At 72.2% G+C, this 11,829-nt stretch carries 11 protein-coding genes; 3 read left to right on the forward strand and 8 right to left on the reverse strand.

What is annotated here, in order from left to right; all coding sequences use genetic code 11:
* The 4 genes from topA to LQ222_RS25260 form a co-directional block, all read right to left on the reverse strand.
* The coding region (gene topA, locus LQ222_RS25245) for a type I DNA topoisomerase (protein ID WP_230169641.1) at positions 1-2,669 on the reverse strand (2,669 nt) is incomplete at its 3' end.
* A 12-nt stretch (positions 2,670-2,681) separates the two neighbouring features.
* Positions 2,682-3,776, reverse strand: a complete 1,095-nt coding sequence (gene dprA, locus LQ222_RS25250) for a DNA-processing protein DprA (RefSeq protein WP_230169642.1) — start codon at positions 3,774-3,776, stop codon at positions 2,682-2,684.
* 149 nt (positions 3,777-3,925) lie between these two features.
* Positions 3,926-4,108: a hypothetical protein gene (locus LQ222_RS25255; RefSeq protein WP_230169643.1), complete on the reverse strand. Its 183-nt coding sequence runs from the start codon at positions 4,106-4,108 to the stop codon at positions 3,926-3,928.
* A complete protein-coding gene (locus LQ222_RS25260) occupies positions 4,096-5,166 on the reverse strand; it encodes an MFS transporter (RefSeq protein ID WP_230169644.1) in 1,071 nt (356 codons plus the stop codon). The genes LQ222_RS25255 and LQ222_RS25260 overlap by 13 nt, the downstream gene beginning before the upstream one ends.
* A 133-nt stretch (positions 5,167-5,299) precedes the next feature.
* Between LQ222_RS25260 and LQ222_RS25265 the strand changes: the two genes are divergently transcribed.
* Positions 5,300-6,595, forward strand: coding sequence for a hypothetical protein (locus LQ222_RS25265; protein ID WP_230169645.1), 1,296 nt, complete (start codon positions 5,300-5,302; stop codon positions 6,593-6,595).
* Positions 6,596-7,081: 486 nt separating this feature from the next.
* Here LQ222_RS25265 and plsY read toward each other — a convergent pair whose 3' ends face one another.
* Positions 7,082-7,663 carry a glycerol-3-phosphate 1-O-acyltransferase PlsY gene (gene plsY, locus LQ222_RS25270; RefSeq protein ID WP_230169651.1) on the reverse strand — a complete coding sequence of 194 codons (582 nt, stop codon included), beginning with the start codon at positions 7,661-7,663 and terminating at the stop codon, positions 7,082-7,084.
* Between the two features lie 14 nt (positions 7,664-7,677).
* Positions 7,678-8,955: a dihydroorotase family protein gene (locus tag LQ222_RS25275; protein WP_230169646.1), complete on the reverse strand. Its 1,278-nt coding sequence runs from the start codon at positions 8,953-8,955 to the stop codon at positions 7,678-7,680.
* A 315-nt stretch (positions 8,956-9,270) separates the two neighbouring features.
* Here LQ222_RS25275 and LQ222_RS25280 point away from each other — a divergent pair, with 315 nt between their 5' ends.
* Positions 9,271-9,822 carry a cytochrome b gene (locus LQ222_RS25280; protein ID WP_230169647.1) on the forward strand — a complete coding sequence of 184 codons (552 nt, stop codon included), beginning with the start codon at positions 9,271-9,273 and terminating at the stop codon, positions 9,820-9,822.
* Between the two features lie 19 nt (positions 9,823-9,841).
* On the opposite strand, the gene LQ222_RS25285 is transcribed toward LQ222_RS25280, so the two are convergent.
* Together LQ222_RS25285 and LQ222_RS25290 are read right to left on the reverse strand one after the other, a co-directional pair.
* Complete coding sequence (locus LQ222_RS25285) at positions 9,842-10,780, reverse strand: aspartate carbamoyltransferase catalytic subunit (RefSeq protein ID WP_230169648.1); 939 nt, start codon at positions 10,778-10,780, stop codon at positions 9,842-9,844.
* Between the two features lie 106 nt (positions 10,781-10,886).
* A complete protein-coding gene (locus LQ222_RS25290) occupies positions 10,887-11,357 on the reverse strand; it encodes a hypothetical protein (RefSeq protein WP_230169649.1) in 471 nt (156 codons plus the stop codon).
* 128 nt (positions 11,358-11,485) lie between these two features.
* On the opposite strand from LQ222_RS25290, the gene LQ222_RS25295 reads away from it, so the two are divergent.
* The coding region (locus LQ222_RS25295; RefSeq protein WP_230169650.1) for a hypothetical protein at positions 11,486-11,829 on the forward strand (344 nt) is incomplete at its 3' end.

An 11,829-nucleotide genomic window follows, 5' to 3' on the forward strand; every position in this document is an offset into this window, starting at 1 on the left:
GGCCTGGCCTTTGCCGCCGCCGCGCGCGCCGGCGCCTTGGCGGGCGCCGCCTTGCGCGCCGCCGCCGGCTTGCCGGGGGGCGCATCCGCGGCGGCCTTGCGCGGCGCGGCCTTGGCGCTCGATGCCTTGCGCCCGGCCGCCCCGCGCGGCTTCAGCGCCTTGCCCTTCTCGGCCAGCAGCGCGACCGCGTCCTCCAGCGTGATGTCCTCCATCGCGACATCGCGCGGCAGGTTGGCCACCGTCTTGCCGTGCTGGGCATAGGGGCCGAACCGCCCCTTGCGGACCGTCACGGGGTCCTTGTCCTTCGGATGCGGGCCCAGTTCGCGCACGCGCGCCCGCGCATCGGCCAGCAGTGCCAGGGCGCGGTTCATGCCGACGCTGAGCACGTCGTCATCCTTGTCGAGCGACTTGAACACCGTGCCCGCCCGAACATACGGGCCGAAGCGGCCGAGGCCGGCGGTGATCTCCTCGCCGGTCTCTGGGTCTCGGCCGACGATGCGCGGCAGCGACAGCAGGCCGAGCGCGTGGTTCAGCGTGACCGTATCGGGGGCCACGCCATCGGGCAGGCTGGTGCGCTTGGGCTTGGTCGGCTTGCCCTTGGCGTCCGTGCCCGGGTCGCCGAGCTGGATGTAGAAGCCATAGGGGCCGCGCTTGAGCGTGACCTTCTGGCCGGTGGCGGGGTCCTCGCCCAGTTCCTGCTCGGACGGCGCAGCGCCCTCGCCGGTGCCCGAATCCACGCCGAAGGGCCGCGTGTAGCGGCATTCGGGATAGTTCGAGCACCCCACGAAGGCTCCCGTCCGCCCGAGCCGCAGCCCCAGCCGCCCATTGCCGCAGGTGGGGCAGACGCGCGGGTCCGTGCCATCCGCCCGCGCGGGGAACATGTGCGGGCCCAGATCCTCGTCCAGCGCATCGATCACGTCGCGGATCTTGAGGTCGCGCGTGGCCTCCACCGCGGCCGAGAACTCGCTCCAGAAGGCGCGCATCACCGCCCGCCAATCGGTCTGCCCCGCCGAAATTTCGTCGAGCTTCTCCTCCATCGCGGAGGTGAAGCCGGTGTCCACATACTTGTCGAAGAAGCGCACCAGGAAGGTGGTCACCATCCGCCCGAGATCCTGGGCGATGAAGCGCCGCTTCTCGAGGCTCACGTATTTCAGGTCCTGCAGCCGCTGCAGGATGGAGGCATAGGTCGAGGGCCGCCCGATCCCGAGCTCCTCCAGCCGCTTGACCAGGCTCGCTTCCGAATAGCGCGGCGGCGGCTGGGTGAAGTGCTGGCTGGCGGTGACCTCGCCGCGCTTCAGCGCATCGTTCTGCGCCATCGGCGGCAGGATGCGGCTGTCGTCATCCTCCGCCGGCTGGTCGGCGGGCTTGAGGCCGGCGCGGGCATCGGCGGCGCGGTCGTCCTCATCCTCGCGATACAGCTTCAGGAAGCCGTCGAAGGCCACCACCGACCCCGTCGCGCGGAAGCGCAGCGTCTTGTCGGCGCTGTCGATATCGACCGCGGTCTGGTCCAGTTCCGCGGACGACATCTGCGACGCGACGGCGCGCTTCCACACCAGCTCATACAGCCTGGCCTGCGCGCCATCCAACTCGCGCGCCATCGCCTCGGGCGTGCGGGTCACGTCGGTCGGGCGGATCGCCTCGTGCGCCTCCTGGGCGTTCTTCTGCTTCGAGGTGTATTCGCGCGGCGCGGCGGGCATGTAGGACGGCCCGAAGGCCTCCTTCACATGGTCGCGGATGGCGGCGATCGCCTCGCGCGACATCTGCACGCCGTCGGTCCGCATATAGGTGATGTGCCCAGCCTCATAGAGCGCCTGCGCCGTGCGCATCGCCTGCTGCGCGCCCATCCCCAGCTTGCGCGACGCTTCCATCTGCAAGGTGGACGTCATGAAGGGCGGCGGCGGGTTGCGCCGCGTGCGCTTCTTCTCGACCGACGCCACCGCATAGGTCGCGGCTTCCGCCCGCGCCTTGGCGGCATTCGCCGTGCCGGCATCATGCAGGTCGAACTGGTCGAGCTTGCGGCCATCCAGATGCGTCAGCCGCGCATTGAACGGCGCGCCGGCGGGGGTGAAGAACTTCGCTTCCAGCGTCCAGTATTCGCGCGGCTTGAAGGCCTCGATCTCGGCCTCGCGCTCGCACAGCAGCCGCAGTGCCACCGACTGCACGCGCCCCGCCGACCGCGACCCCGGCAGCTTGCGCCACAGCAGCGGCGACAGCGTATAGCCCACCAGGTAATCCAGCGCCCGGCGCGCGAGATACGCGTCGATCAGCGGGATATCGAGGTCGCGCGGATGCTCCACCGCATACTGCACGGCGCGCTTGGTGATCTCGTTGAAGGTGATGCGCTGGACATCCTTGCCCTTCAGCGCGCCGCGCTGCCCCAGCATGTCCTTCACGTGCCAGGAAATCGCCTCGCCTTCGCGATCGGGGTCGGTGGCGAGCCACAGCCGCTTGGCCCCCTTCAGCGCGGTCGCGATCTTGGCGACCTGCGCCTCGCCGCGCCCATCCTTGCCCCAGACCATCGCGAAATCCTGGTCGGGCAGGACGGCGCCGTCCTTTTCCTCCAGGTCGCGAACGTGCCCAAAGGAGGCAAGCACGGTGAAGTCACGCCCGAGATACTTCTCGATCGTCTTGGCCTTGGCCGGTGATTCCACCACGACGACGTCGGTCATTTTCGGCCCGGATCACCCGTTCGTGCTGCGCATGACGCGATGGCCGGGCAGGAGTTGCACGCGGCCGTCCAGCTCCAGGTCGGTCAGCACGGCCTGGAGTTCGGGGGCAGTCAGGTGGCAGCGTCGCAGCACCTCGTCAACCGATACCGGTGACATTCCAATGAGTTCAAGCACTTCACCCGACCCTTCCGGAGGCGGGCCGAGGGCCTCCGGCGGGTCCTCGGCGGTCCCGGCCATGCGGGACGGGTCGAACAGCGGCCCGGCGCGGGGCTGTTCGGGCAGGTGGTCGAGCACGTCCTCCGCCGTCTCGGTCAGGTGCGCGCCCTGGCGGATCAGGTCGTTCGACCCCCGGCAGCGCGCGTCGAGCGGCGAGCCGGGCACGGCGAAGATCTCGCGCCCCTGTTCCAGCGCAAGCCGCGCGGTGATCAGCGTGCCCGACCGATGCGCCGCCTCCACCACCACGACACCCAGCGAAAGCCCCGCCACGATCCTGTTGCGCTTGGGGAAATGCCGGTTGGTCGGCGTGGTGCCGAGCGGCGCCTCCGCCACCACCGCCCCGCGCGCGGCGATGCGCGCGATCAGCGCGGCGTTCTCGGGCGGGTAGGCCACGTCCACGCCACCGGGCAGCACGGCGATGGTCCCGCCGGTCCGCAGCGCGCCCTCATGCGCGGCGGTGTCGATGCCGCGCGCCAGGCCTGAGACCACGGTCAGCCCCTTGGCGGCCAGGCTGTCCGCCAGCTCCGCCGCGACGCGCAGCCCGGCGGCCGAGGCGTTGCGCGCGCCGACGATGGCCACCGCCGGCGCGGCCAGCAGCGCTGCATCGCCCAGCACGGCCAGCACCGGCGGCGCATCCGGCAGCAGCGCCAGCAGCGGCGGGTAGAGCGGATCGTCGAGATAGACGAAGCGCCCGCCGAGCTTCGCCAGCGCCGCGGCCTCGCGCTTCGCGTCGGCGAGCGGCGGCGGGGTGTAGGGGGTGGTGCGTCCCACCGACAGGGCGGGCAAGGCGGCGAGCGCCGCATCGCCATCCCGGTGGCGGGCCAGCAGCTTGCGGAAGGTGAGGGGGCCGATGCCCTCGGTGCGCGCCAGACGCAGCAGCGCGAGGCTCATGGACCACCGCGCCGGCGCCGCCCGGCAAGGCAGTGCCGAGGGCGGCTGCCCGCACCGCCGCCGACCGCCGCAGCCGCCGGAGCGCCAGCGTCACCCCGAGCCAGGCCGGGACCACATAATCCTGTCATGCGTCATTAGATATCGTGAATTCACCTGACAGGCGAATGATGAAGCCTGCGCCTCCCGAGCATGAAGGCCGCCACCGCCAAGCCCTGCACCACCAGGGTCAGCACCAGCATGGGCGTCACCCCGCCGACCTCCCGCACCAGCCCGAACACCGCCGGCGCGAAGGCATAGGCCGCCTGCGCGCTTGCCACGATCAGCGGCACCACCCGTGCGGCATCCGCCGGACGAACTCCGCCTGCGCGATCAGCGGCGGCAGCGACGTCGCATTGCCGATCCCGAAGCCGAACAGCAGCACGCCCGCCAGGATCGCCGAAGGCCCCTCCAACCCAGACGCCATCAGCGCCACCACGCCCGCGGCCTGCACCGCGTAGCTGGCCGAGGCCCAGACCCGCCGATCCGCGCCCGCCGGCATCATCCAGCCGAACATCGTCCGTCCCACGATCGCCGAGGCCGTCGCCAGCCCCGCCACCACCCCGGCGAGCCCTGTGCCCAGCGGCGAAGCGATGAGGGAATAGAGATGCGCAACGAGCCCGATCTGCGCGAAGAGCCCGAGCGCCATCGCTGCCGCCAGCGTCCGGAACCCCCGGTCGCGCCACAGCGCACCCGCGGGCAGTGCCGCACCCTGCGACGCGGCCGCGGCAGCGGGCCCGGCGGCCTCGCCATCCGGGAACTGGCCGAGCTCCGACGGCTTGACGGCGACGATTCGCGTCGCGATGCCGCCCACCACGACCAAGGCCGCCACGCCGAGCACAACGGCCGCGGCCAGGAAGCCGAACCGCTCGATCAGGAACACCCAGAGCGGCGCGAAGACGATGCCGCCGACGCTCGCGCCGTTATAGGCCATCGAGAGCGCCCGCGGCCGCAGCCGCGCGAACCACGGCGCGACCATGGCGTTGATCGCCGCCGCGCCGAGCGTCACCCATCCGCAGCCGGTGAACAGCGTCGCGACAAACAACTGCCAGGGCGCCTGCGCGGCCGCCCAGCCGACCAGGCCGAGCGCGAGCGCCAGCGTGCCCAGGCGGGTCACGCGGCCAAGGCCGAAGCGGGCATAGAGCCGCGGCAGGACCGCGATCAACGCGGCGCCGCTGAGGTAATGCAGGGTCGTGGCACCCGAGACCAGGCCGACCGACCAGCCGCGCTGGTCGGTCAGGGCATGCAGGTAGATGGGTGGCCCGTAGAAGCCGAGCCCCCAGCCGAACACCGCGATGACGAAGGCGCCGGCGACGACGCGCCAGCCGTGGAACGGGCGAGGGGATGTGTGCATGGCGCAGGTATCGCGCGGCCCGGGGCGTCGATGCTCCGGTCCCGGCCGAAGCCTGCGCCGCCGCCCCGCCGATATCCCGGGGACCGCGATCGGCGCTACGCTCCCTGCCGCCCCTGCCCACGGAGAGCCCGGCGTGCTGACGGATCGCTACGACCTGCCCGTTTCCACCGCCTCCAGCGCCGCGCGCGACGCCTATGTCCGGGGCCTCGACCGCCTGCTGATGCTGCATGACGGCGTGCTCGACGCCTTCGATGCCGCGGTGGCGGCCGACCCCGGCTTCGCCCTGGCGCATGCCGCGCGCGCCCATGTGCTGCTGAGCTTCGCCGACGCCGCCGGCGCGCGCGCCGCGCTCGACCAGGCGGAGTCCCTGCTGCCGGGTGCCACCGCGCGCGAGGCGAGCCAGATCCGCTTCTTCCGCACCATGATGACCGAGCCCGTCGCGACGACGCTCGCCGCGCTGCAAGCCCACCTGGCGCAATGGCCGCGCGATGCGATCGTGCTCAACACCACCGCCAATCCGAACGGGCTGCACGGGTCGTCCGGCGAGCGCGGGCAGAAGGCGCGGCTGGCGGCGCTGATGACCGCGCTCGCGCCGCATTACGGCGAGGATTGGTGGTTCGATTCCAGCTACGCCATGGCGCTGAACGAGGACGGCCAGCGCGACGCCGCGCGGCCGATCATCGCGCGGTCCTACGCGAAGCAGCCGGCCAGCGGCTGGATCGCCCATTCCCAGGCGCATCTGTTCTACGAGGATGGCGAGCCCGGCGCGGCGCGGGCCTTCCTGGCCGAGTGGCTGCAAAGCTACCCGCGCGGCGGCATCCTGCATGGCCACCTGCACTGGCACCAGGCGCTTGGCGCGCTGGCCGAGGGCGACCTGGCCGAGGCCGCGCGGCTGTATCGCGCGGCGTTTTCGCTGGCCGGCCACAGCGGCTTCCCGCGCCAGAAGCTGCAGGATGCGGTGTCCTTCCTGTGGCGGATGGAACTGGCCGGCGCACCGCGCGACGAGGCAGCGTGGCGGGAGATGCATGAGTTCGCGGTCAGCCACTTCCCCCGCGCGGCCGCATCCTTCCCCGACCTGCATGTGGTGCTGGCGCAGAGCGTGGCGGGCGACGCGGCCGGGCTGGAGGCGCGCATCGCGCAGATGGCGGCGCTGGCGCGGGAGGGGCGGTATCCGTCGGGGTCGGTGATCCCGGCGGCGGCGGGCGGGTTCTTGGCTTTTGCGCGGGGGGATTACGACGCGGCGATCGAGGCGTTGGAGCCTCTGCTGGCCGAGAGCGAACGCATCGGCGGCAGCCGCGCGCAGACGGACCTGGTGGAGTTCACGCTGCTGAAGGCCTGCGTGGCGGCGGGGCGGGTGGAGGACTTGCGGCGGCTGGTGGGGGTGCGGCGTCCTGGGCCGGCGGGGGTTCCGGTGGCGGGGGTGCATTGAGCGGAGCCAGACGGTGATCGCGTGGCGCGGCGTGAGGAGGCGCCGGGATGCGAGGGCTGCCAGCGTCTCTCGCGCACGCCGTCAGCACGCCTGCACGCGATCTGGCGCTCGCGTATGCAGGGCCTCGCCAGGGCGCCGCCGCGCACCGGATCGCGCCCGGCGAAGCATGCCGTCGCGACGCTTTTCCCTTGTCAAGCGCGAATGTTCTTGTTATGTTCAGGATTGGTCTTTGGAGCTGTCGATCTGCCAGTCGAACCCGAAATGGCCTGTATCCGTGCATCGCGACGCAGGAGCCGCTCGCGATCGGCGCCGACGAAACGTCCGGGAGCGGCCCATGCACGCGCCACCCATGTGGATGTCCGAAACCGTGGAGAGCACGTGGCGGCTTGTGAAGCCCACGGGCAATCGCGCGCTGCTTCCAACCGGCATTTGTCCGAAACCGCCGTGGCCGCCTTGCCTAAAATCCTAAAGGGCTAAAAATCCGCCCTACCGCCCCTGCCCAATCCGCGGCTCCGTCCCGGCCAGCAGCCGCCGGATATTCCCCTCGTGCTTCCAGACCACCAGCACCGCGACCAGCAGCGCCATCAGCGCATGCTCGGCATCCGAAAACACCAGCGCCAGCAGCGGAGACGCCGCCATCGGCACCAGCGTCGCCACGGATGAAATCCGCACCAGCTTCGCCGTCGCCAGCCACAGCGCCACGCAGCACAGCGCCACCGGCCACATCGCCGCGGCGCAGACGCCCAGCGCCGTGGCACCCCCCTTGCCGCCCTTGAAGCCCAGCCAGACCGGCATGGTGTGCCCCAGTACCGCCGCCGTCCCCGCCACCAGGTCCTGTTCCGGCGCCACCCAGCGCATCAGCAGCACCGCCGCCACGCCCTTCAGCGCATCCAGCACCAGCGTCGCCGCCGCCAGCCCTTTGCGTCCGGTCCGCAGCACGTTGGTCGCGCCGATATTCCCCGACCCGATCGCCCGGATATCCCCCAGCCCCGCCGCCCGTGTCAGCAAAAGCCCAAAGGGGATCGACCCGATCAGATAGGCGCCCAGCAGCGCCACCACGAAGCCCATCGAAGGATCGGTGATCACGCCCCGAACACCCGCCGCCCGGCCTTCCAGGTGCCGAGCACGCGTCCCTCCAGCGCCCGCCCGTCGAACGGCGAGTTCTGCGCCTTGCCCGGCAGCTTCCCCGCCTCGACCTTCCAGCCGCGCTCGGCGTGGAACAGCACCAGATCCGCCGGCGCGCCCACCGCCAGCCGCCCCACCGGCAGCCCGAGCAGCGCCGCCGGCCTGCAGGTCAGCAGCGCCAACGCGGCCAGCATGGACAAATCGCCCCCATGCACCCGCGCCAGCGTCACGCCCAACAGCGTGGCCAAGCCTGCGCCCCCGGCCTCGGCCTGCGCGAAGGGCAGGCGCTTGTCATCGGCATCGCGCGGCTGGTGGTCCGATGCGATGGCATCGATCGTGCCATCCGCCAGCGCCGCCACCACCGCCTGCCGGTCCGCCTCCGTCCGCAAGGGCGGCGAGAGCTTCGCATAGGTCCGGTAGTCGCCGATCGCCGTCTCGTTGAGGTCGAAATAGGGTGGCGCCGTGTCGCAGGTCACGCGCAGCCCTTCCGCCTTCGCCGCGCGCACCAGGTCCAGCGCCGCGCCGGTGGACAGATGCGCGAAATGCACATGCCCGCCGGTCAGCCGCGCAAGTGCGACGTCCCGCGCCACCATCATCGCCTCCGCCGCCGGCGGGATGCCCGGCAGGCCCAGCCGCGTCGCCAGTTCCCCCTCGGTCGCGGCGCCGCCGCCCGCCAGCGACGGCTCCTCGGGGTGCTGCACCACGAAGGCGCCGAAGGCCCGCGCATAGGACAAGGCGATCCGCATCATCCGCGCCGACCCGATCGCGCGTGCGCCGTCGGTGAAGGCGATCGCCCCGGCTTCCCGCAGCAGGCCGAGCTCCGCCAGTTCCTTCCCCGCGCAGCCCGCCGTCGCGGCGCCATAGGGCAGCAGCGCGACCGACCCCGTCGCTTCGCCGCGGCGGATCACGAAGGACAGCAGCGCCGGATCATCCAGCGCCGGATCGGTATCCGGCAGCACGCACAGCGTGGTGATGCCCCCGGCGGCCGCGGCCAGCGCCGCGGAGGCGATGGTCTCGCGATGCTCTGCCCCCGGCTCGCCAAGGTTCGCCCGCAGGTCGACCAGCCCTGGTGCGAGGCAGGCGCCGCCGGCATCGAGCGTCTCCGCGCCCTCCGGCGCGACCAGGCCCGGCCCGAGTTCGGCCACCACCCCCCCGCGCACCAGCAGCGCCCCCGGGCCATCGAGGCCGGAGGCAGGGTCGAGCAGCCGGGCATTGGTGATCAGGAGGTCGCGCATCGCCGGTGGTTATAGACGCAAGCGCCGGTCCCGCCAGCCGCCCGCGCGCGGCGCCCGTGGCGGCGCGGATGGGCGTGGCGCCGGCCCGCGACTCGCCGGCCTGGTCGTGGCCTGTCCAACGCCCGCGCCGGGCGATCGCTCGACCCCCCCGCCGCATCGCCTGCCGGGCCGGCGCCGACCCGTCCTCGGCATGGAATGCCGGGCAACGCGGCGACGTCGCCTCCGCTGGCCCCGCCATGTGATCCCTCGCGATTGACATGGTCCGCCCGCACCGCTGCGCTGGCGCTTTCCGACCATCGGCGCAAGGACCCGCCCATGCCGCTGCTGAACTCCGCCGCCGGCTATGGCGGCCTGACCAAGGCGCTGCACTGGGTCGTCGTGGCGCTGTTCGCCGTGCAGGTCGGCGGCGGCCTGGTGATGACCCGCCTGCCCGACGATGCCGGCGCGGCGGGCGATGCGCTGTACAACTGGCACAAGACGCTGGGCCTGGTGGCGCTGGCGGTGGCGCTGGTGCGGCTGTGGGCGCGCCGCGCGGGGGAATTGCCGCCCTGGGCGCCGTGCCTGACGCCGCGCGACCAGCGCGTGGTGCATCATGCGGAGAACGGCCTGTACCTCGCCATGTTCCTGATGCCGGTCAGCGGCTTCGTGCATGTCATGGCCGGCGGCTATGGCGTGCTGTTCGCCGGCGCTGTCGCGCTGCCCAACCCGCTGCCGCGCTGGGAATGGCTCGCGCTGGCGGGCAAGTGGGTGCATGTCGGCGGCGCGCTGCTGCTGGCGGCGGCGCTCGCCGCGCATCTGGCGGTGGTGCTGCGCCATAGCCTGGTGCATCGCCACGGGCTGATCCGGCGCATGCTGCCGGGCCGGTGAAGGGCCGCCGCGGCGGCCGCTACCGGTTGCGCGGCAGCCGCCGCGCCAGGATGTCCAGCACCGCCATGCGGCAGGCGACGCCCATCTCCACCTGCTCCCCGATCACGCTGCGCGTCGGGTGGTCGGCGATGGCGCTGTCGATCTCGACGCCGCGGTTCATCGGCCCCGGATGCATCACGATGCTGTCGGGCTTGGCCAAAGCCAGCTTCTCGGCATCCAGGCCATAGAAGCGGAAGAACTCGCGCGCCGAGGGCACCAGGCCACCGGCCGCCATGCGTTCACGCTGCAGGCGCAGCATCATCACCACGTCGGCGTCCTTCAGGCCGGCGCGCATGTCGGTGAAGACCTCGACCCCCAGCCGCGCGGCATCCGCCGGGATCAGCGTGGGCGGCCCCACGATCCGCACCCGCGCGCCCATCGTGCCCAGCAAATGAATGTTCGACCGCGCCACCCGCGAATGTGCGATGTCCCCGCAGATCGCGACGATCAGCCCTTCGAGCCGCCCCTTGTGCCGTCGGATGGTCAGCGCATCGAGCAGCGCCTGCGTCGGGTGTTCATGCGTGCCGTCCCCGGCATTGATCACCGCGGCGTCGACCTTCTGGGACAGCAGGGCCGGCGCACCCGACTGCGCATGGCGGATCACCAGCAGGTCGCATTGCATCGCGTTGAGCGTGGAGGCGGTGTCCAGCAGCGTCTCGCCCTTGTTCACCGACGACGTGCTGACCGACATGTTGATCACGTCCGCCCCCAGCCGCTTGCCGGCCAGTTCGAACGACGTGCGGGTGCGCGTGCTGTCCTCGAAGAACAGGTTGATCAGCGTGCGGCCCTTCAGCAGGTCGCGCTGCGTCTTTCCGCTGCGGTTCAGCAGCGCGTAGGATTCCGCGAGGTCGAGCAGGTCCGCGATATGCGGCGGCTCAAGGCCCTCGATGGCCAACAGGTGCTTCGACGGATGCGACACGGCCGGACCCCGGAGACGCTGGCGCGCCTGGCCGCGGCGCCGGTGCAGCGCCGCACGGCCCGGGGCCCGGGGCCGTCATAATCCGGCGGGCCGGATTCGGCCAGCGTCAGCCCAGCCGCAGCGCGGCGCGCAGCCTGGCGGCCAGGGCGCGCTGGTCCTCGGGGTCGCGGCCTTCGCGGATCATGCGCTCGGCGGCATCCTGCGCGACCATGTAGGTCTGCCAGTACGGGTCGCCCTCGTCATCCTTGCCTTCGCGGACCTCGACGGCGGCGATGGCGCCGGGCGGCCAGGTCTCGACCTCGCGCCCGAAGGGCGTGCGGCGCACCAGCTGCGCGGCGCCATCCGCATCGACCGAGAGCCTGGTGCAGGGCTTGGCCAGCACATGCCCCGCCACCGTGAGCCCGACGATCCAGAACCCCGCCAGCACGCCCTGCTGCAGCAGCGCCGGCTGCGAGGGGTGCGGCCCATCGCGCCCCATGATGAAGGTGAACATCAGCAGCATGCCGAGCCAGACGGCCATGAAGCCCCAGCCCACGGCGGCCATGCGGTTGCGGACCTGGAAGATCGGGGCGGCCATGCGCCGCGACATCTAGCGCCCCCGCAGCGGCGGGGAAATGCCGGTCCCGCCGGCCGCCCGGTCAACAGGGGGTTTACCGGTCCTGTGGCAGGCTGCCCGACCAAATAAACCTGCCGGGACCTCAACCCATGTCGCTGCGTTCGCTGACACCGCGTCTTGCCGCCCGCGAGGTATCGCTGCTGCTGGCCCTGCTTGTCCTGGCCAGCGGCGTCGCGGTCGGCGTGGCGATCTTCCATTCGGGGCAGAACCTGGTCGCCACGAACCGCATCACGGAGGTGAACCGCAACGCCGCGACCCTGTTCCGCGCCAGCGACGGCATCCAGATCGAGCGCGGGCGGGCGAACAATGCGCTGCTGGCGGCCCGGCCGGCCTCGGCCGAGGCGATGGAGGCGATCGCCGCGCCGCGCCGCGCCGCGCGGGAGGCCGCCGGCCCGGCGCTCGACGCGCTGGGCGCCGGCGCGGGCCCCGCGCT

Source organism: Roseomonas sp. CECT 9278, assembly GCF_918698155.1.
Classification (GTDB): Bacteria; Pseudomonadota; Alphaproteobacteria; order Acetobacterales; family Acetobacteraceae; genus Neoroseomonas.